General features: G+C 35.6%; 11 protein-coding genes. All 11 read left to right on the forward strand.

Annotated elements, in window-relative coordinates:
• Position 1: 1 nt before the first annotated feature.
• The 11 genes from BXU10_RS12720 to BXU10_RS12770 all read left to right on the forward strand — a co-directional run bounded on the left by BXU10_RS12720 (position 2) and on the right by BXU10_RS12770 (position 22683).
• Positions 2 to 1486 (forward strand): xylulokinase, encoded by a 1485-nt coding sequence (locus tag BXU10_RS12720; protein ID WP_078227631.1) that lies wholly within the window; start codon positions 2 to 4, stop codon positions 1484 to 1486.
• A gap of 9 nt (positions 1487 to 1495) precedes the next feature.
• Positions 1496 to 2821: a xylose isomerase gene (gene xylA / locus BXU10_RS12725; protein ID WP_078227632.1), complete on the forward strand. Its 1326-nt coding sequence runs from the start codon at positions 1496 to 1498 to the stop codon at positions 2819 to 2821.
• Between the two features lie 352 nt (positions 2822 to 3173).
• Entirely contained in the window at positions 3174 to 3830 is a 657-nt protein-coding gene (gene fsa / locus BXU10_RS12730; protein WP_078227633.1) for a fructose-6-phosphate aldolase, read from the forward strand.
• Between the two features lie 494 nt (positions 3831 to 4324).
• Positions 4325 to 7417 carry a TonB-dependent receptor gene (locus BXU10_RS12735; RefSeq protein WP_078227634.1) on the forward strand — a complete coding sequence of 1031 codons (3093 nt, stop codon included), beginning with the start codon at positions 4325 to 4327 and terminating at the stop codon, positions 7415 to 7417.
• A gap of 12 nt (positions 7418 to 7429) precedes the next feature.
• Positions 7430 to 9376, forward strand: a complete 1947-nt coding sequence (locus BXU10_RS12740; RefSeq protein ID WP_078227635.1) for a RagB/SusD family nutrient uptake outer membrane protein — start codon at positions 7430 to 7432, stop codon at positions 9374 to 9376.
• Positions 9377 to 9691: 315 nt separating this feature from the next.
• On the forward strand, positions 9692 to 11425 hold the full coding sequence (locus BXU10_RS12745) for a glycoside hydrolase family 43 protein (protein ID WP_078227636.1): 1734 nt from the start codon (positions 9692 to 9694) through the stop codon (positions 11423 to 11425).
• Positions 11426 to 11508: 83 nt separating this feature from the next.
• The gene (locus BXU10_RS12750; RefSeq protein WP_078227637.1) at positions 11509 to 12747 is read left to right on the forward strand and encodes an SGNH/GDSL hydrolase family protein; all 1239 of its coding nucleotides are present in this window, start codon (positions 11509 to 11511) and stop codon (positions 12745 to 12747) included.
• Positions 12748 to 12818: 71 nt separating this feature from the next.
• The gene (locus tag BXU10_RS12755; protein WP_078227638.1) at positions 12819 to 15536 is read left to right on the forward strand and encodes an alpha/beta hydrolase-fold protein; all 2718 of its coding nucleotides are present in this window, start codon (positions 12819 to 12821) and stop codon (positions 15534 to 15536) included.
• Positions 15537 to 15590: 54 nt separating this feature from the next.
• On the forward strand, positions 15591 to 18119 hold the full coding sequence (locus BXU10_RS12760) for a glycosyl hydrolase 115 family protein (RefSeq protein WP_078227639.1): 2529 nt from the start codon (positions 15591 to 15593) through the stop codon (positions 18117 to 18119).
• Positions 18120 to 18168: 49 nt separating this feature from the next.
• On the forward strand, positions 18169 to 20880 hold the full coding sequence (locus BXU10_RS12765; RefSeq protein WP_078227640.1) for a T9SS type A sorting domain-containing protein: 2712 nt from the start codon (positions 18169 to 18171) through the stop codon (positions 20878 to 20880).
• A 216-nt stretch (positions 20881 to 21096) separates the two neighbouring features.
• A complete protein-coding gene (locus tag BXU10_RS12770) occupies positions 21097 to 22683 on the forward strand; it encodes a glycoside hydrolase 43 family protein (protein ID WP_223255431.1) in 1587 nt (528 codons plus the stop codon).
• The last annotated feature ends 22 nt before the right edge of the window (positions 22684 to 22705 follow it).

The raw sequence follows: 22705 nt of genomic DNA on the forward strand, positions 1-22705 counted from the left end.
TATGTATTATATAGGATATGATATTGGAAGCTCGTCTGTAAAAGTTGCTATCGTTGAGGCTGAAACAGGTAAAAAGATAATTGTTTTGAATGAGCCACAAAACGAAATGGAAATTGTGTCGCTACACGCAGATTGGGCAGAACAGGATCCTGAAATTTGGTGGCAGCACATTTGCACTGGCACTAAAAGAGCTATTCGTGAGGCTAATATTGAGGCTTCAAAAATTCAGGGTATTGGTATCTCTTATCAAATGCACGGATTGGTTATTGTGGATGATGCATGCAACCCTTTGCGTAACTCTATTATTTGGTGCGATAGCCGTGCGGTTGAAATTGGAAACAAAGCTTACGCCGAAATTGGTGCAGAAAAATGCTCTGAACATTTGCTGAATTCTCCTGGGAATTTCACTGCCTCAAAGTTAAAATGGGTAAAGGAAAACGAACCGGAAATCTATAATAAGGTTTATAAATACATGTTACCAGGCGATTATATTGCCTACAAACTAACCGGAAAAGTAACGACTACCAAAAATGGTTTGTCTGAAGGAATGCTTTGGGATTATAAAGAAAACAAAGTAGCCAACTGGTTATTGGATTATTACGGAATCGATCAGTCGCTGACGCCGGATATCGTTGAGAATTTTACGAATCAGGGAACTTTAAATGAAAAAGCTTCTAAAGAATCTGGACTTCCTGTTGGAATTCCGGTGGTTTACAGAGCAGGAGATCAGCCGAATAATGCATTGGCATTAAATGTTTTAAATCCGGGTGAAGTGGCGGCTACGGGCGGAACTTCGGGCGTTTTTTATGCGGTAAGCGAAATGGCGACAGGAAATAAAACAAACCGTGTAAACAATTTTGTACACGTTAATTACGAAGTTGAAACTCCGAGAATCGGTAAATTATTGAACATAAATGGCGCCGGAATTCAGTACCGTTGGCTGCGCAATAATATGGGCGATGAAACTTACGAATCAATGAACCGTAAAGCGTCTAAAATCGCCATAGGTTCTGATGGAGTGGTGGTAATTCCGTTTGGAAATGGCGCTGAGCGTATGTTCAATAATAAAAATATCGGAACACACTTTTTAAATCTGAATTTAAATATTCATAATAGTGCGCACTTATTCAGAGCTTCTCTGGAAGGAATTGCTTTTTCATTTGTGTACGGAATGGAATGTTTAAAAGATGATAATGCCACAATTAATGTGATCAGAGCCGGAAATGACAATTTATTCCGTTCTGAGATTTTCTCTAATACGGTTGCGACATTAATTGGATACGAAATTGAAATTTACAATACAACAGGAGCAGTCGGTGCCGCAAGGGCAGTTGGCTTAAAAGATGGTGACTACAATAAATTTGGATCAAGTATTACAACGAACGATCACGTAATGACTTTTTTACCGTTGAAAAACAAAGAACCATATGAAAAGGCATATCAAAAATGGAAACAGGAATTAGAATTAATATTAACAAATAAATAAAAGAACAAAATGATAGTTTTAGGCAATAAAGAATACTACAAAGGTATAGGTCAAATTAAATTTGAAGGAAGGGAATCAGATAATCCTTTAGCTTTTAAATATTACAATCCAGACCAGGTTGTAGCTGGAAAAACAATGCGTGAGCATTTTAAATTTGCAATTGCGTATTGGCATACTTTCTGCGGACAAGGAAGTGATCCATTCGGACCGGGAACGCAACATTTTCCTTGGGATCAGCCTACAGATGCCATCGCTGCCGCAAAAGAAAAAGCAGATGCAGCATTCGAATTCATCACCAAAATGGGATTTGATTATTACTGTTTTCACGATTATGACCTGGTTAACGAAGGAGCTACATTCGCAGAATCAGAAAGCAGATTGGCTACCATTACAGAATATTTGAAAGAAAAACAAGCCGCTTCCGGAGTGAAATTACTTTGGGGAACTGCAAACTGTTTTTCTAATCCAAGATACATGAACGGTGCCGCTACTAATCCAGATTTTAATGTATTGGCAAGAGCTGGAGGTCAAATAAAATTGGCATTGGATGCTACCATTGCTTTAGGAGGAGAAAATTATGTATTCTGGGGAGGTCGTGAAGGTTATATGACTTTGCTGAACACTGATATGGGAAGAGAATTGGATCATATGGGACAATTCCTTGCTCAGGCAAGAGATTATGCAAGAGCACAAGGATTCAAAGGAAATTTTTTCATTGAGCCAAAACCTATGGAGCCAATGAAACACCAATATGATTTTGACTCAGCTACAGCTATTGGATTTTTGCATAAATACGGCTTAGAGAAAGATTTCAAAATGAACATCGAGGTGAATCACGCTACATTAGCACAACACACTTTTCAACATGAAATGGAAGTAGCTGCCAAAGCCGGAATGTTAGGAAGTTTAGATGCCAATAGAGGTGATTACCAAAACGGATGGGATACTGATCAATTCCCAAATAATATCCAGGAAGTTACAGAAGCAATGTTGGTTTTCTTAAAAGCAGGTGGTCTACAAGGTGGAGGAGTTAATTTTGATGCCAAAATTAGAAGAAACTCTACCGATATGGAAGATGTATTCTTAGCTCACATTGGTGGTGCTGATACTTTTGCCAGAGCATTATTGACGGCTGACAAAATTATCACATCTTCTCCTTATGATAAATTGAGAACACAACGTTATAGTTCTTTCGATTCTGGAAACGGAAAAGCTTTTGAAGAAGGAAAATTAAGTTTAACTGATTTGTATAAAATTGCCCAGGAAAATGGTGAATTAAATTTACAAAGCGGTAAACAGGAATTATTCGAAAATATCATCAATCAGTATATTTAATCGATTGAAGAAAGAAAAATAATTTTCGGTTAAAATTAAATCGAAATCAAGATTGTTTTTTGAAGTTTTTTTATCTCTGGCAAGATATTTTGGTTAGTGTATTTGCCAGAGAATATTCAGTGAATTATTTAGTAATTATGGCCGTTGATGTTGAAGAGGTCAACGGCCATTTCACTAATTTCTTATTTTAAAACAGATAGTTTTTCAAGTTGTCTTCGCAGTGATTTCTTTTACTGCTTTTATTCAAATTTCAAATTATATTTCAAATCAAATTACTTGTTTCTAATTCATTTTATTGAATTGGAATACAGGACTATTATTTAATCAAAAATAAACTTAAACAAAAAAAACAATGAAATTTTTTATTGACACAGCAAATTTAGAAGATATTAAAGAAGTTCAGGCGCTTGGCGTTTTAGATGGCGTTACGACAAATCCGTCATTAATGGCTAAAGAAGGAATTACAGGAAAAGATAATATTTTGAAACATTATCTGGAGATCTGTAATATTGTAGATGGCGATGTTTCTGCTGAAGTTATTTCAACGGACTTTGACGGAATGATCAGAGAAGGAGAAGAGCTTGCCGCTTTGCACGAACAAATCGTAGTGAAATTACCGATGATTGCTGACGGAATCAAAGCTTGTAAATATTTTTCAGATAAAGGAATCAGAACGAATGTTACTTTAGTTTTTTCAGCAGGACAAGCTTTATTGGCTGCGAAAGCCGGTGCGATTTATGTTTCTCCATTTTTAGGAAGATTGGATGATATCTCAACTGACGGAATGCATTTGATTTCAGAAATCAGGGAAATTTATGATAATTATGCTTTCAATACAGAAATACTTTCAGCTTCAATCAGGCATACCATGCATGTAGTGAATTGTGCCAAAGTAGGATCTGATGTTATGACCGGACCATTATCTTCTATTAAGGGATTACTAAAACACCCTTTGACAGATATTGGACTAAATCAATTTATTGAAGATGCCAAAAAGATGGAGCTTTAGATAATTTTTTTCTTAATTTAAACTATTCGAGTATCAGAACATTGTAATGGTATAATTATGTCTTAAGTTAACAACCGATTGCCTTTCTTTAATTCTATTTTTTAAACTAATTTCATGACAACTTGAGTAAGGCAACCTGTTGTTTTTATGAGGATTGCTATTTTTAACAATAATTATACTTCAAATGTAATTGTAGCTTTTCCCATAATATTTGATTTTAGTATTTTTTTCTTTTGTGATTTTTATATTAAATTTTACTAAACTATTTAAAAGTGGTAAAAAATATTTGAAAAGATATTATGTAATTACATATAATTCATTTTTTTTAAATTTTAAATATATAGAACGTTTTTTAATTCATGTTTTTTTACTAAATATTTAAAAAAAACACAAACAACCGATTGTGTATTGTGTATTTTTATTTATATTTGTAATAAATACACTTATTAACTAAATAAACCAAAAACTAATTTTAACTATTTAAATCAATTTTTATGAATAACTTTTTTGTTACAAGTAAAGCAAAGCTATTAAAATGCTATTGTTTTTTGATCTTAATGTTTGGCTTATCACTCCATGCAGGTGCGCAAACGAAAGTCAAAGGAACAGTATCGGATATAAATGGTCCTATTCCTGGAGCTAATGTAAATTTAAAGGGAACTAAAACTGGCGTAAGTACCGGTTTTGATGGTACTTATTCTATTGATGTTCCTTCTAACGGAGTACTTGTTTTTAGCTTTATAGGCTTAAAAAGCAAAGAAGTAGCGGTGAATGGACAAAACCAGATTAATGTGAAGCTTGAAGAAGAATCAGGCATTTTAAAAGAAGTTGTTGTTATTGGATATGGTACGCAAAGAAAAGAAGCGGTAACCGGATCTGTAGCTTCTCTTGGAGGAAAAGAATTAAATGAAGTGCAATCTGCCAACGTAACACAAGCATTGCAAGGTAGATTGGCGGGAGTTGAGCTTACGCAGACTTCAACCAAGCCCGGAGCAGCTATGCAAATCCGTATACGAGGAACCAGATCACTTACAGGAGATAATGATCCGCTGGTTGTACTTGATGGTGTTCCATTTGGAGGTCAAATAGGAGATATTAATCCGGTAGATATTAAATCTGTTGATATCTTAAAGGATGCATCTGCAACTGCTATTTATGGCTCAAGAGGAGCAAATGGAGTTATATTGATTACAACGAATAAAGGACGTAAAAATCAAAAAGCTACATTTAATTATAATGGATTTACTGGTATCAAACAAGTTTTTGGTAAATATGATATGATGGATGGAGCAAAGTTTGCCGCACTTCGAGATTATACAAATTTATATACAGATGGGGTTGATGAATCAAGAGATACTAATACAGACTGGCAGGATTTGCTTTATGGAGCTGGTGAAATGATTAGCCATGATATAAGTGTTTCAGGAGGTACTGAGCGTGGTTCATATAATGCAGGGTTAGGGTATTATAAGGAGGAGTCCGTTTTGCCGGGTCAAAAATACGAACGTTTCAGTCTTAGAGCAGGTTTAGATCAACAGGTTGGAAAAATTTTCCGTATGGGATTTACTACAAATAGTAATTATGCTGTTACTAATGGCGATAATATTGGTACCGGGACTATCTTAGGAACTTCTCCTTTAGCTAATCCATATAATGCAGACGGATCCCTTAAAAGAACAGTTAGAATGGGAGCTGACGAAAATTGGGTGTATACAAGAAATACTATTGAAGGTTTAGGAGAATCTTACGTAAACCAAACCAGAGCTTTTAGTTCTTATAATAATATTTTTGCCGAGGTAAAAATACCAGGAGTTGAAGGTTTAAAATATCGAATGAACGGCGGATTGAACTTTCGTACCTCTAACAGTGGGTATTATGAAGGATATGGTGTATTTGATGTAAATCCAACAACGATTTCAAATGCAGCTATTAGCAACACATTGTCAACACAATGGCTTATTGAGAACCTGTTAACCTATGATAAGACTTTCGCTGATAAACACACTATAAATTTTGTTGGTTTGTATTCAAATGAGCAGCGTACAAGTAACACTTCTCGTATAACAAGAAACGGAATTACTTCTGACGCCTTTCAGTTTTACAACTTAGGACAGAGTGAAGAAGAAGCGGTTATTAAGCCAGAAGAGCAGGATTATACACAATGGGGGCTAAGGTCCTATATGGCTAGATTAATGTATTCTTATGATAATAAATATTTTATTTCCGGAACAATTCGTTCAGATGGTTCGTCAAGACTTGCACCAGGCAATAAATGGTTTACTTATCCAGCTGTGTCAGCAGGATGGACAGTTTCAAATGAATCTTTTATGAAAAATTTTTCATGGATTAATTTAATTAAATTACGTGCTGGTTATGGCACAACTTCTAATCAGGCTGTAGATCCATATAGTACTTTAGGAGCTTTGGGTACAAGACCTTACAATTTTGGAAATACAAACTCTACAGGAGTATATGTTACACAAGCACCTAATCCAGAATTATCATGGGAATTTTCTACAACTTGGAATTATGGATTGGATTTTGGATTCTTTAATAATCGTTTATCCGGTACAATTGAATATTACACAACACATACAACCGATGTTCTGCAAAAGGTTAATCTACCAGCAACAGGTGGTGTAAGTAATTACGTTGGGAATGTTGGAGAGACTGAAAATAAAGGTTATGAAATATCATTAAACGGAGTTATTTTGGATAATCCAAAAGGACTGAGCTGGTCTGTTGGATTTAACCTATATGCAAATGATAACAAGTTAGTCAAACTGGCCTCAGGAGCTACAAGGGATGAGGGAAATTCATGGTTTGTAGGTCATAATATCAATTCTATTTATGATTATCAAAAAGTTGGTATCTGGCAGGAAGGTGATCCTTATATGTCAATATTAGAGCCAGGACCAACTGGTATTGACCAGCAAGGAACTGTTGTAGGGTCTATTAAAGTTAAATATACTGGAGATTTTAACGCAGATGGTTCACCAACACGCGCAATCAATTCAAGTGATAGACAAATCATCGATACTGACCCGGATTTTCAAGGAGGTTTTAATACTAATTTAAGCTATAAAGGTTTTGATTTTTCAGCAGTTGGTGCATTTAAAAGCGGTGGTGTATTAGTTAGTACGCTTTATGGAGGTAACAGTTATCTTAATCTTCTTAACGGACGCAGAAGTAATGTTGATGTGGATTACTGGACACCGGAGAACACAGATGCAGAGTTTCCTAATCCAAGAGGTATTAGAAGTGGAGACAACCCTAAGTATATGTCAACGATGGGTTATTTTGATGCATCATATGTAAAAATCAGAGCATTAACACTAGGTTACACATTGGATCAGCAGTTTATGAGAGATTTAGGGATTGAAAAACTGAGACTTTATGTTACGGCTCAAAATCCTTTCGTACTTTTCTCTCCATACCACAAAATGTCTGGTATGGATCCTGAAACAAATTCATTAGGAGATGAAAATCAGGCAGTAACTACGACTTACCAGAAAAGATTTTTGGTTATTGGAACAAACACACCTTCAACCAGAAATTATTTATTCGGACTTAATTTAACATTTTAATCAGGAACAACCATGAAACGATATATTTTAAAAAAATTAATTATAGGATCAGTAGTTTTGTTCTCCTTTGCAGGCTGCTCTGATATTTTAGAGGAAAAACCACATGATTTTTATGAGCCTGGCTATTTTAAAACAGAAGCGGGTGTAAAACAGGGATTAACTTCACATTATGCGCATTTACGCTGGATATATGGGCAGGCCTATTATTACAATTCTGTACAAACTGGTACAGATGAACATACATATGGACAACAGGCCGACGGAAATTTCAAAGATCATGATTTATCCGGGGTTGGAGTTATTAATCCTAATTCGAGCAGAGCAGACGTAGTTTGGAATAATTCATATAATGATATAAACACTGCCAGCGGAATTATTGAAAATGGGGCAGCAGTGGGTGTTGCAAGTAGTTTAATTGCTGAGTCCAGATTTTTTAGGGCTTTTGATTATTTTTTATTAGTGCAGAATTTTGGCGGTGTACCTTTAGATTTAGGGGCAGGTGAACTGAAATTTAACACTAAACCATCGAGATCTTCTAAGCGAAATACAGTATCAGAGGTTTATACTAAAGCTATTTTTCCGGATCTGGTAATAGCTGTAAATGAATTACCTGATGCTCAAAGATTAACTGGTACGGTAACTAAAACGGTAGCACGTTTGTATTTAGCAAAAGCATATTTGACCTATGCCTGGTGGTTAGAAAATCCAAATAATATTCCAACCTATCCTGATACTCCGAGAACTGACCCTGATGGACACAATGCACAATGGTATTTTCAGAAAGCATACGACTTGGCTTTAGAAGGAATTAATAATCCGGGTTCATATGGGCTGTTAGACTATTATTATGATGTTAACTTAGGCTCTAATGACCGTAATAAAGAAGTAATGCTTTATGCAGATCATACTGAAGAAAGTGAATATTACAATGGTGCAAGTCTTACTTACGGAAGCGGAGGCTCTCCTGATAATTTCGCTGGTTGGATGGGGACATTCAATTATACAGCTATTAGAAGTAAAAACTCGGCCGGAGGTTCAGTTTCATCAGTACAACGAGCAGCTGATCAATTTTTAGGACGTCCATGGGTAAGAATGGTACCGCCTATTGAAGTTTTTACCAATACTTTTGCTGATAAGACAAATGATTCAAGATATGATGGAACATTTACTTCTGTTTATCGTGGAAATTGGAATTTGACAGGAACTGGATTAACAGCAGTCCCAACATTGTATAATGCGAATGGATTACCGGTAACACCAAATAGTGCAATTGTAACTTTTCTAAATGATGAACCTGCTACACCAATTACATATCCTTCAGGAGCAGGTGACAGTGGCGTTGGTGCCGGAGTTTTACCAGGCAGAGCTGATTATGTTATTTCACCGTCAGGAATAAGCAGAATTGTTTATCCCGGTTTATGGAAATTAGGACCATACCGTACTGATAATGCCGGAGGATTAGGACAGCCAAATGCAGGTAGCACCAGACCATTCCCTGTAGCTAAATTTTCAGAACTTTATTTTGTTGCCGCAGAAGCTGCAGTAAAAGGAGCAACTGGTTCTATGACAGCCAGAAGCCTTATAAATGTAATACGTGCACGTGCCGGAAAATGGCGTTGGGATAATAATGGTAATGTAACAAAAAATGCAGACAATAGCACTTTATTAACCAGTACAACTCCTGCGGTAATTGACATTAATTATATTCTTGCTGAACGTTCTCGAGAATATTATGGTGAAGGATATCGTTGGTATGATTTGGTAAGAACTCAAAAATGGAATGAACTTGCCGGTAAATATTCAATCAGCGGTTCGAATTACGGTCAGCACACACCACAAGTTGTTAACAGAACTATTGAGCCTTATCACTATTTGCGTCCAATACCTCAGGGACAGATAGATTTAATGGAAATGAGTGCTGCTGAAAAGGTAGAATATCAGAATCCGGGATATAACTAAATCATGGTACTAAGCAAATTTAACCGTAGTTATAAGTGTTAATTTTACAGAATAGCTTGTAAGTTGGTTATTTAAGTTTGCTTAAGTTTGAAGCCGAGGGGTAATTCTCTCGGCTTTTAAATTCTGAATTAGCTTTGCGAAAATTTGAACTCATTTAAGTAGTAGTTTAAGATTTGAAAAAACATTTATGATAAATTGGGTGGGATGCTAATGTATAATTAGCATATTAATTTTAGGAATAGTATTTCAGGATTGAAAATTAATTTTTTAAACAAATAACATTTTTAAATAGATGTTACAAAATGAATAATTATAATGAAGAAGCAACAAATATTTTTCTTGTTATCATTAATTTTTCTTTTTTCTTTTAAAGGCATAGAAGTTAAGGATACCATTACAGGAAGGCCAAATAAAAGACCTCCTGTTTTTTCGAATGTTATTTATCAGGGAAATGATAACATTTATAAAAATAATCCATTAAAACCAGATGAATTTTATTCACCAGTTTTGCAGGGATGTTATCCAGACCCTGCCATAACCAGAAAAGGAGATGACTATTATATGGTTTGTTCTTCATTTGCTATGTTTCCGGGTGTTCCTATTTTTCATTCTAAGGATTTAGTGAATTGGACTGACCTTGGAGGTGTATTAAATAAGGTTTCCGAATTTAACCCTCACGATACAGGTATCAGTCAGGGCGTATATGCTCCGGGAATAACTTATAATCCTCATAATGACACTTTCTATATGATTGTAACGGCATTTTCAGGAGGTTTGGGCAATATTATAGTAAAAACAAAAGACCCAATGAAAGGCTGGGGAAGCCCAATAAAACTGGGTTTTGACGGAATTGATCCGTGTATCTTTTTTGATGATAACGGAAAAGGCTACATCGTGCACAATGACGCTCCCGATAAAGGAAAGCAATTATATGAAGGCCATCGTGTTATAAAAGTTTGGGAATATGATCTTGAAAATGATAAAGTAATTCCGGGTACTGACAAAATTATAGTGGATGGGGGTGTAGACCTTTCTAAAAAACCAATATGGATTGAAGCGCCTCATTTATATAAAAAAGGCGGTCATTATTATTTAATGTGTGCCGAAGGTGGTACAGGAGGAAATCATAGTGAAGTTATTTTTATCAGTGACAATCCAAAAGGACCTTTTAAGCCGGCATCAAACAATCCGATTCTTACCCAAAGATATTTTCCGCAAAACAGAAAAGATAAAGTAGACTGGGCGGGGCATGCCGATTTAGTTCTTGGTCCTGATAATAAATATTACGGTGTATTTTTAGGCGTTCGCCCGAATGATAAGGACAGAGTAAATACAGGACGCGAAACTTTTATGCTTCCCGTAGACTGGTCAGGAACTTTTCCGGTTTTTGAAAATGGATTAGTACCATTGGAGTCAAAAATAAAAATGCCAAAAGGAGTTACCGAAAACAAAACCGGTAAAGACGGATTTTTCCCAAATGGTAATTTTACGTTTACCGAAAATTTTACTTCTGAAAAATTAGATTACAGATGGATTGGACTTCGAGGCCCGCGTGAAAATTTCATTTCGGTAACCAAAAAAGGACTTCAGATTAATCCTTTCGAAGTAAATATTAAAGAACTGAAACCAACTTCGACACTTTTCTACAGACAAATGCATAACACTTTTTCTTTTGCCACAACAATTGATTATAAACCAGAATCTGAAAAAGATCTTGCCGGAATTGTTTGCCTGCAAAACGAACGTTTTAATTATGTTTTTGGAATAACAAAGAAAGGAAAGGATACCTATATCTTGTTAGAAAGAACAGAAAAAGGACAGTCAAAAATTATTGCAAGTACTAAAATTGAAATCAAAAAGCCCATTCGTCTTCAGGTAAAAGCAATGGGAGACAGTTATGAATTTAGTTATGCTCTAAATGGTGCTGATTTTAGAAATTTAGGAGGAAGCGTTTCAGGAGATATTCTTTCAACAAATGTAGCTGGAGGTTTTACAGGAGCATTAGTAGGATTATATGCTACGGCTGCAAATGATGCTAAGGCACAATAAAATATTGAATTAAGCGGATTAATATTTGAATACTATTCAAAAGAGAAGAATACAAAATACCCATTAATCTTTAAAAATTAAATATGCAAAAGCAATATTTCAAATGGTTATTGTTTATACCTCTCTTCCTTTTGGTTTTGGGATGTAAGTCCAATCAGGCATCTATAAAAGAGGCAGGCAGATCAAATTCGGAGAATTGGGTGGGTACCTGGGCTACAGCGCAAATGTTAGTAGAACCTAATAATATGCCTCCGGCTCCAGGTCTGACAGATAATACGCTTCGACAAATTATTAGAGTTTCAATAGGAGGAAAAAGTCTGCGTCTTCGTTTTTCCAATATATTCAGTGATCAGCCAACAGTTTTGAATTCTGTAAGTGTAGCAAATGTAGTTACTGCTCCGGGTATTGATGCAGCAACTCAAAAAACAGTAAGTTTTAATGGGAATCCTGGAATAACAATGAATCCTGAACAGGAAATATTTTCAGATGCTTTTGCTTTTGATTTACAGCCAGGACAGCTTTTAGCCATTACGATTCATTATGGAGCAACATCTCAAAAAACATCTGGGCATCCCGGTTCCAGAACGACTTCTTATATTTTGCAGGGCGATAATCTTACGAATGCTGATTTTTCAGGAGCAATAAAAACAGATCATTGGTATTCAATCATGGGAGTAGATGTTATTGCTGATAAATCTTCTGCGAATATAGTCTGTCTTGGCAACTCCATTACAGACGGTCGTAGCTCCGGCACCAACAAACAAAATAGATGGACGGATATCTTATCGACAAGATTATTAGCCAATAAGAAAACGGAGCATATAGGAGTCCTGAATCTAGGAATAGGAGGGAATTGTGTCACTAAAGGAGGATTAGGCCCAACGGCTTTAAATCGTTTTGACAGGGATGTATTATCTCAAAAGGGCACAAAATGGTTAATACTTTTGGAGGGTGTAAACGATATTGGCGGAATTAAAAATCCTGAAGATGCACAAGCTAAAGCTCAGGAACTTATTGAAGCTTACAAAGTAATGATAAATAAAGCACATGCTAGAGGTATCAAAGTTTATGGCTGTACCATTTTGCCATTTGCCAAATCATTTTATGACGCACCTCACAGACAAGAAGCAAGAGATATAGTAAACACATGGATTCGAAGTAGTAAAGCCTTTGATGCCGTAATTGATTTTGATAAAGCAATGGCTTCAGAAATTGATTCGAAGACTATTTTATCAAATATGCATGACGGCGATTTTTTACATCCAAATGAATCAGGCTATCTCAGAATGGGAGAAGCTGTAGATCTGGACTTATTTAAGTAATTGCTTTTTTTGAATTTGAATGTATTTCAATCCAGATTTTAAAAGATTTTTGACAATAAAAACAGCTAATAATGAAATCAATACTTAGGTTTTTCGCATTTACGTTTCTTTTTTCAGTAGCACAAAAAGGATATTCTCAAGATCCTGATTTTCATGTTTATCTGAGTTTCGGTCAGTCAAATATGGAAGGATATGCCAAAATAGAACCACAAGACAAGGTTGGAGTCGATGATCGGTTTCAGGTTTTACAGGCAGTCAATTGCCCTGAACTGAAGCGTGAAAAAGGAAATTGGTATACCGCCATTTCGCCATTGTGCCGTTGTAATACCGGACTAACGCCAGTTGATTATTTTGGAAGAAACCTCGTGGCCAATCTGCCTAAAAATGTAAAAGTAGGTGTTATCAATGTTGCCGTTGGAGGCTGTAAAATTGAACTTTTTGATAAAGATAAGTCAGCAGAATATATTGCAACAGCACCAGACTGGATGAAAGGAATGCTAAAGGAATACGATGGAAACCCTTATGGAAGACTTGTGGAGCTGGCAAAAATAGCACAGAAAAAAGGCGTAATTAAAGGTATTTTAATACATCAGGGGGAATCGAATACTGGTGATACACTTTGGACAAAAAAGGTAAAAATTGTCTACGATAATTTGATGAAAGACCTGAATCTGGATCCTAAAAAAGTGCCTTTGCTTTCGGGAGAAACGGTAAATGATGACCAGAAAGGCAAATGTGGCAGCATGAATAAAATTATTGCCACACTGCCAAAAACAATAGCTAATTCGTATGTTATCTCCTCAAAAGGATGCACAGCTGAACCTGATTTTTTGCATTTTAATGCCGCAGGTTACAGAGAGTTGGGACGACGTTATGCGGAAAAAATGATTTCCTTATTAGGTTATAAATTTTCAGATGGCAAAGCACCTTTCATTGTACAGGCTCCTATTGGTTTTGACCAGTTAAACACCAATATACCAGCAGGAAAAATAGAAGAAATCACTTATGAATCTAAAACTGTTGGTTCTATCCGAAAAGTAACAGTTTATACACCTCCTGGATTCAATAAAAAGAAAAAATATCCTGTATTGTATCTTTTACACGGAATAGGCGGCGATGAAAAAGAATGGTTAAACGGTGGAAATCCGCAAATTATATTAGACAATCTTTTTGCAGAAGGTAAAATTGAACCTATGATTGTGGTTATGCCAAATGGCAGGGCAATGAAAGACGATAGTGCAACCGGGAACATAATGGCTCCTGATAAAGTACAGGCATTTGCTACTTTTGAAAAAGATTTATTAAATGACCTAATTCCGTTTATCGAAAAAAAATACCCGGTTCTTAAAGACAGAGAACAACGCGCCATAGCCGGATTATCAATGGGCGGCGGACAATCGTTAAATTTCGGGCTAGGAAATTTAGATAAATTTGCATGGGTTGGTGCATTCTCAGCAGCTCCAAATACTAAAGCGCCCCAAGAATTACTCCCGAATCCGGAAACAGCAAAAAAGAAATTAAAACTACTCTGGATTTCCTGTGGAGATAACGACTGGCTTATCGAAAACAGTAAGCGAACTCATGATTATTTATATAAAAATGATGTTCCTCATATCTATTATGTTGAACCTGGAGTGCATGATTTTAAAGTTTGGAAAAACGGTTTATATATGTTTTCACAGTTTTTGTTTAAACCTGTAGATCAGTCAGGTTTCACGAAATATACTATTTTGGGATCTCAGGCAGAAACTAATATTCGTAATGCAAAATATCCTCAAATATTACCGGATAACAAAGTGCTTTTTAAAGTTAACGCTCCCGAAGCTTCAAAAGTGCAAATCGATTTGGGAAAAAAATACGATCTGACAAGAGATTCAGAAGGATTTTGGACAACAACTACAGATGAGGTAAACAAAGGATTTAATTATTATTCTCTTCTTATTGATGGAGTTGCAGTTGCAGACCCGTCAAGTCAGACATTTTACGGTATGGGGCGAATGGCAAGCGGTATCGAAATACCAAATAAAGAAGGAGATTTTTATGCTTTAAAAGACGTGCCGCATGGCGATATTCTAATTAAGAAATACTTTTCAAAAGCAACTAATTCATGGCGTGAAATGTATGTTTATACACCGCCGGGTTATGAAAATTCAACAGAGAAATATCCGGTTTTATATTTATTGCATGGAGGAGGAGAAGATCAGACAGGCTGGGCAACTCAGGGTAAGGCGAATTTAATCTTAGACAATTTGATTGCCGAAAATAAAGCAAAACCAATGGTGATTGCAATGATCGACGGTAACATGGGAAATACAGGCGGAGTTGCAGGTTTCAATGAAAATGCATTAAAAGCTTTTGAAAATGAATTAAAAACAGGCGCAATACCTTTTGTAGAAAGCAATTTTAAAGTTTCGAAAGAGGCTAAAAACAGAGCTTTGGCCGGATTATCAATGGGCGGCTTGCAAACGCTTTATGCAGGTGTTAAAAATTCGGATTTGTTTTCTGCCATAGGCGTATTTAGTTCAGGATGGTGGGCTAATAATTCCACTTTATCAGAACCTCAATATGAGTATATGAAAAATAATGCCGCAACTATTAATTCAAATATTAAAGAGTTTTGGATTTCCATGGGAGGCAAAGAAGATATTGCTTTTGAAAATTGCAAAATAATGATGAGCAAATTTGATCAAATGGGAATTAAATACAAATACAGTGAATATCCGGGCGGACATACATGGCCAGTCTGGAGACACGATTTATTTATGTTTGCGCCATTATTGTTTCAGTAGAAATAAACTGAATTTCAAAGAATATTAATTGAATTGGATAACACATTAAAGTTCATGAATAGATTTTCAAAATATATCCTAACACTTCTTATCGTTTTTAGTTCTATTATTTCAAACGCTTCACAGCCATTTATTACAACTCAAAAAGGTGATAATGTTGTTGTACTGAAAGAGAAATCTTCACAGCTTTCTTTACTAGTTACTAAGGGAACTGATGCAGGTGTTTTGCGTGCAATCGGTAATTTTCAATCTGATTTTGAAAAAGTTACGGGTGATAAACCGACTGTTTTTAATCAGAATCCAAATTCTACATCGTCGCTGATTATCATTGGAACAATCGGAACCAATTCGGTTATTGATGATTTAGTTAAAGCAAATAAAATTGACGGAAAGCTGCTGAAAGGTAAAAATGAAAAATTTATTATTCAAAACATAAAAAATCCATTTAAAGGAGTAGATGAAGCCATCATAATTGCCGGAAGTGACAAACGCGGAACGATTTACGGAATTTACCAATTGTCGAAACAAATTGGAGTTTCGCCTTGGTACTATTGGGCCGATGTTCCCGTCGAGAAAAAAGAGAATCTGTATTTTATAAAAGGAACCTACACTGATGGCGAACCTGCGGTAAAATACAGAGGAATTTTTATCAATGATGAAGCACCTGCATTAAGCGGTTGGTCGAAAGCAAAATTTGGTGGATTTAACAGTCAATTTTATGAAAAAGTTTTTGAATTACTGCTTCGTTTAAAAGCTAATTACATTTGGCCAGCCATGTGGGGAAATGCTTTTTATGATGATGATGCAGCCAGCGGACCTTTGGCAAATGAAATGGGAATTGTCATCGGCACATCGCACCATGAACCAATGGCTTTGGCACAAACAGATTGGCATCGGTATATAAAAAAAAATAATCTTCCAAATATTTGGGATTATGCTAAAAATAAACCCGTTTTAGATGAATTCTGGAAAGGTGGAATTCAGCGTAGTAAAGACTGGGAAAAATTAGTAACCGTAGGAATGCGTGGAGATGGCGATGAAGCAATGAGCGAAGGAACTAATATAAGTCTGCTGGAGAATATCGTAAAAGAACAGCGTAAAATTATTGCTGAGGTAACGCAAAAAAAGCCTGAAAAAACACCTCAGGTTTGGGCATTGTATAAGGAAGTACAGGATTATTATGATCAGGGCATGCGTGTTCCCGATGATGTAATTTTGCTTTTTTGTGATGACAATTGGGGAAATGTACGTAAACTTCCAGATTTGACAAAACCTTTGCACAAAGGCGGTTACGGAATGTACTATCATTTTGATTATGTGGGAGGCCCAAGAAATTCGAAATGGATCAACATAAGTCCGATACAAAGAGTCTGGGAACAGATGAATCTGAGCTACGAACATGGCGTTGATAAAGTCTGGATTGTAAATGTAGGAGATCTTAAACCGATGGAATTTCCGATTAGTTTCTTTTTAGATATGGCGTGGGATCCTAAAAAGTTCAACTCCAAAAATCTTTTTGAGTTTACCGAGAAATGGGCTGCTGATCAGTTCGGAACAAAACATTCTAAAGAGATCGCAAGATTATTAAATACCTATCCAAAATTCAACCGAAGAGTTACTCCGGAGATGCTGGACAGCAAAACCTACAGTTTGGAAAATTACAATGAATTTGAAACGGTTGTAAATGATTATAAAAATCTGGCGCTTGATGCCTATCGGGTTTACAATGATATTCCAGAACAATACAAAGACGCCTATTTTCAATTGGTTTTGTATCCTATAGATGCCTGCAGTAATCTTTATGAAATGTATTTTGCCCAGGCGAATAACAGAAAACTGGCGGCAGAAAAAAACATGTTAGCCAACACTTTTGCTGATCAGGTGAAAAGGAATTTTGAAAGAGATTATGTTCTTCAGAATAAATACAATAATGAAATTTCAGGCGGAAAATGGACGCACATAATGGATCAGATGAGAATTGGATATAAGGCCTGGCACGATACTCCTAAAAATATCCTTCCTGAAGTTACTTATGTTTCAGAAAAAGATCAGATAGTTTCGAATGTATTTGTAGAAAAGGATGGGTATGTTTCTATCGAAGCAGAACATTTTTCTAAAGTAAATAATTCAGGCAATATTCACTGGGAGGTAATTCCTGATTTTGGAAAAACAAAAAGCGGTATTACTACATTTCCACAAAATAAATATCCATCTCAAACAGAGAATATTTTTGTTGAATATGAAATAGATTTTACTTCAACCGGAGAATTTAATGTAGAATTGCTTTTGGCTCCAACACTTAATTTTAACAGCAACAAAGGCCTTCGTTATGAAGTTTCTTTCGATGGTGAAAAACCACAGCTTATAAATTTTAACGGACATTACCGTGGTGAATTAGGAAGATGGCAAGCAGAACATTTAATACATTCTAATACAAAACATACTATTTCGAAAGCAGGAAAGCATGTTTTACGTTTTCGTGTTTTGGATCCTGGTATTGTACTGCAGAAAATTGTTATAAATACCGGAGGATTAAAACCATCTTATCTCGGACCGCCGGAAAGTGAAATGATTGCAGAGTAAATTCTAAATTTTTTAATTGATTAAATTTTAGTAACCAACAAAGTAGAATATGAAAAAATTATACCAATTAAGTTCAATATTATTTGCCGTTTTATTTGTGTCAGCTGCTCAGTTAAGTGCACAAAATGCAAAAGTTCAAATTGATAAAAATAAAACATATCAAAAAGTTACTGGTTTTGGAGGTTTTGTATGCAGTCCCCAGTTTGGTTATAATCACATGTCTACTGATGAAATCAAAAAAATGTGGGGAACAAACAGTGAAGCCGGTTATAACATTATGCGCCTTTATATTCCGGTTGAAAGTAACTGGCCGTCAACGCTTGCAACTGCAAAATTAGCCAAAAATGAATTGGGATTAAAGATTTTTGCAAGCCCCTGGACAATGCCGGCAGAATGGAAAACGAACAACAGTGAAGTCGCAGTTTATACCGATGCAAATGGCGTTCAGCAAATTGGCTACCTGAAAGAAGAACATTATGAGGATTATGCTTTGTATCTTAATCGGTATGTAACCTATCTTCGTGATAATGGAGTAGAACTCGATTATATTTCAATTCAAAATGAGCCAGATGAAATGGCAACCTATCAGGGCTGTATTTGGACACCTGTACAAATAGCTGCTTTTGTTAAAAATTACGGTCATCTTATTAATTGTAAAGTTATTGCACCGGAAAGTGTTGGTTATTCAGATTCTTTTTCAAATGCTTTTCTGGATGCTGATGTCATGAAAAACTTTGAAGTTTACGGCGTTCATCAGTATGGAGGTATACAGTCAAAATACAAACAATTTCAGAATTATAACAAAGAGATATGGATGACAGAATACCTCATTAACTGGAATTCAGGGGGTACAGTTCGTGATTTTAATTGGGGAATTGATGCTTTTAGTTTCGCTAACAGTGTAAATGATGCTATGTTAGGAAATGTCAATGCCTGGATTCACTACGCCACTAAGCGATATTATGCTCTAATGGGCGATGGAACAAACGGAACAGTATCCGGTGAAATTACCAAAAGAGGACATATACTTTCACAATATGCAAAGTTCACTACAGGCACAACACGTATAGAATCAACGTGGAGTGATGCAACTGCACAACTTAAAGGCTCTTCGTACATAAATGATGCTGGTGATAAAATTGTTCTCACTATAATTAATCCATCGCAAAACACCTATAATCTTACTGTAGATTTGCCATTTTATTCTGTAAAAGGGACTAAAACAATTACTAGTCAAAGTGTTGATATGCAGAATACTGTGATAAGTTTTGCTGAAACATTTCGTCCGGTAGTGAGTATTGACCCTTCCAGTTTTATTACTTTGACATTTGAAAAGAATAAGGAAAGAGTACCTTCACAAATGACCAGTAAAGAAGTTCATTATGCTAAAATTGAAAATCAGTCCGTAACAAATGCTGCATTTGGAACAACATACCAGATTAGCGGCAAAACAGTGACATTTGCAAACGCAAATCCTCTGATAAGTACCAATATGGACGGTGCTAATGGATATTTGAAATTAGATAACCGTTACAATAAATTTATAATGCATGTTAAAAGTTTTACCACTGCAAACCAGGCTAATACTGATAATACAACACTGTATTATATCAATGGCAATGGGCAGGTAAAATCTAAAAATTATGGAAAATTTAATTTTCCTACCGGGGTTGAATTTGATTTGACATTTGATATTTCTAAATCCGTTCTTACAGATGGATGTACCGGAATCATTGGCTTGCGAAATTCTAATTACAGTTCAGTACTTACTTTAAATTTGGGTGATGTGTATTTTAATATTGCTGACGAAAAAGCGGCCGAATTTGGAGGAATATATTCAGATGATGACAGCCTTTTGATGGATGCTCTGCAAAGCACCAATTATGTATCATTAGATTTTAGAAACACGACTGGTATCAGTTCCTCTCAGGATTGGCATTCCAAATCAGCAAATAAAAACAGTATTTTTTATGTAACGGCCAATAACACTGCCGACAATGTAATATCAGGAGCAACGTGTAACAATCTAAATCTTATGGATCAGGGAGGAGATTTTAATGTTCCTTTCGGTTTTTCAGCTTTAGCTGCGTCTTTTACCAAAACTATTGCAGGTTATGATGTTTTGGTTCTTCCGTATGAAGCGAGTATACCTCAAGGTGTAACAGCGTATACGATGCTGCCTTCATCAAATAAAATAATTTGTAATAAAATTGAAGGTGTAATTCCGGCCAATACCCCTGTTTTATTGAGTGGCACAGGTACATTTGTTTTTAGCGGTACCGGAAATGTTTCAACACCAAAAGCCTTAACAGTTGATCAAATGAATCCGGTTTACATTGGTATGAAAGCTCCGGCAGGAAGTTATACATTCAAGACAGTAAATAATGTTACGGCATTTTATCCTGTAACTGTAGGAAGTGAACCCTTAATTTCATCATTCCGTTTTTACTTAAGTGAAAAAACCGGATATAATGCCCCAGTGCTTCCGTTGGAGTTTGCCACATTAGGCACGGATCAAAATGAATTGGATGAAGTTAGTTTCAAATTATATCCTAATCCTGCGTTGGAAGAAATTTTTGTAGATAAGATGACTTCTGACTTTGATTATAAAATTTTTAATGTTCAGGGGACTTTAATGAATTCAGGCACTTTGAAAAACGGCAGTACCAGAATAAGAATAGAATCACTGCCAGCCGGAGTTTATTTTATTAATGGAACAAACGATAAATCTAAAATAAGCAGAAAATTTGTAAAAAAATAAGATTAGATTTCAGGCTAAGGAAAGAGTTGCACAGTCTTTTAAATTAATGGTAATTTAAAGCAGGACCGCAGTAATATTTTTATACCGATTATTTCTTAGGCTAATAAAACCATCCGATTAATGTTGAAAATAGACATTGTAAACATTACAATAAAATCTAATGACGGGAGCAATAGTCCAAAGTTTCATCAATTCAGAATTTTAAAAGATTAGAAAATGATACCAAATAAAATGAAAATTAGAAATACTTTTTTTAGTCTTCTTCTGCTTGTGAATTGGTCTATTAATTATGCACAAAAAAAGGCTCAGAATCCAGTGATTTTTGCCGATGTTCCTGATATGTCCATCATTCGTGTAAACGATATCTATTACATGAGCAGCACGACAATGCACATGAATCCCGGTGTTCCTATTATGAAATCTACCGACTTAGTAAATTGGAAAATAGTTAATTATGCGTATCAAACATTAGAAGATGATATCGATAAATTAAATCTGTATAATGGAAAAAATGATTACGGAAGAGGTTCCTGGGCGAGCAGTCTGAATTATCATAATGGGATGTACTATGTCAGCACTTTTTCTGGAACGACTGGTAAAACCTATATTTTTTCTACAAAAAATATCGAAAAAGGCCCTTGGAAACGAAACGTTTTAAATACATCCTATCACGATCATTCTATCTTTTTTGATGATGACGGAAAAGTGTATATGATTTGGGGAGCAGGAAAATTGCAGAGTATAGAATTAAATTCAGAATTATCAGCTGTAAAAGAAGAAACAAAAAAGATTTTAATAGAAAATGCAAGTGCGCCCGCAGGAATAAATATTATGTTGCAATCTGAAGGTTCGCAGCTTTTTAAAATCAAAGGAAAATATTATCTGTTTAATATCGTCTGGCCAAAAGACGGAATTCGCACCGTAATTATACACAGAGCCGATAAGATTTCAGGTCCGTGGGAAGGAAAAGTAGGATTGCAGGATTTAGGCGTGGCGCAGGGCGGACTTATCGATACTCCTGACGGGAAATGGTTCTCCTATCTGTTCAGGGATTTTGGCGGTGTAGGACGAATTCCTTATTTCGTACCGGTTAAGTGGGAAGACGGCTGGCCAATTTTAGGTGAAAATAATACAGTGCCACAAAATCTCGATTTACCGGCAAGCAAAAGTTTGATTCCCGGAATTGTAAACTCAGATGATTTTAATCGAAAAAAGAATGATCCCGATTTACCTTTGGTCTGGCAATGGAATCACAATCCAGATCATGCACTTTGGTCGGTAAAAGAAAGAAAAGGTTTTTTAAGATTAAAAACCGACAGAATCGACAGCAGTTTTGTTCAGGCAAAAAATACGTTGACGCAAAGAACTTTTGGCCCTCAAAGTTCAGGAACTATTCTGGTTGAGGTTTCTAAAATGAAAGAAGGTGATTTTGCAGGACTTTCTTTATTGCAAAAAGAATACGGATTGATTGGCGTAAAAGCCGAAAAAAATGCTAAGAAAATAGTAATGATTGCTACGGTTAAAGATCTTCCAATCGAAATAGAAAGTGTTCCGTTAAAGCAGGATAAAATTTATTTCAGGGCAGAATGTAACTTTAAAGACAAGGCAGATGAAGGCATTTTTTTTTACAGTTTAGATGGCAAAAAATGGATGAGTATTGGAAAAAAAATAAAACTGCCATATACACTTCCGCATTTTATGGGATATCGATTTGGATTGTTCAATTATGCAACAAAAAAAACCGGAGGTTTTGTTGATTTTGATTATTTCCATATTCAAGATCAAATTTTAAAAAATAATTAGTCGATTAACGTCACAAAATATT

Origin of the sequence: Flavobacterium sp. LM4 (assembly GCF_002017935.1) — a bacterium.
Taxonomy (GTDB): Bacteria; Bacteroidota; Bacteroidia; order Flavobacteriales; family Flavobacteriaceae; genus Flavobacterium; species Flavobacterium chungangense.

Coding starts and splice junctions, on each gene's coding strand:
- xylA (WP_078227632.1), top strand. CDS start 1,496: ATGATAGTTTTAGGCAATAAAGAATACTACAAAGGTATAGGTCAAATT.
- BXU10_RS12750 (WP_078227637.1), top strand. CDS start 11,509: ATGCAAAAGCAATATTTCAAATGGTTATTGTTTATACCTCTCTTCCTT.
- fsa (WP_078227633.1), top strand. CDS start 3,174: ATGAAATTTTTTATTGACACAGCAAATTTAGAAGATATTAAAGAAGTT.
- BXU10_RS12760 (WP_078227639.1), top strand. CDS start 15,591: ATGAATAGATTTTCAAAATATATCCTAACACTTCTTATCGTTTTTAGT.
- BXU10_RS12720 (WP_078227631.1), top strand. CDS start 2: ATGTATTATATAGGATATGATATTGGAAGCTCGTCTGTAAAAGTTGCT.
- BXU10_RS12755 (WP_078227638.1), top strand. CDS start 12,819: ATGAAATCAATACTTAGGTTTTTCGCATTTACGTTTCTTTTTTCAGTA.
- BXU10_RS12745 (WP_078227636.1), top strand. CDS start 9,692: ATGAAGAAGCAACAAATATTTTTCTTGTTATCATTAATTTTTCTTTTT.
- BXU10_RS12740 (WP_078227635.1), top strand. CDS start 7,430: ATGAAACGATATATTTTAAAAAAATTAATTATAGGATCAGTAGTTTTG.
- BXU10_RS12735 (WP_078227634.1), top strand. CDS start 4,325: ATGAATAACTTTTTTGTTACAAGTAAAGCAAAGCTATTAAAATGCTAT.
- BXU10_RS12770 (WP_223255431.1), top strand. CDS start 21,097: ATGATACCAAATAAAATGAAAATTAGAAATACTTTTTTTAGTCTTCTT.
- BXU10_RS12765 (WP_078227640.1), top strand. CDS start 18,169: ATGAAAAAATTATACCAATTAAGTTCAATATTATTTGCCGTTTTATTT.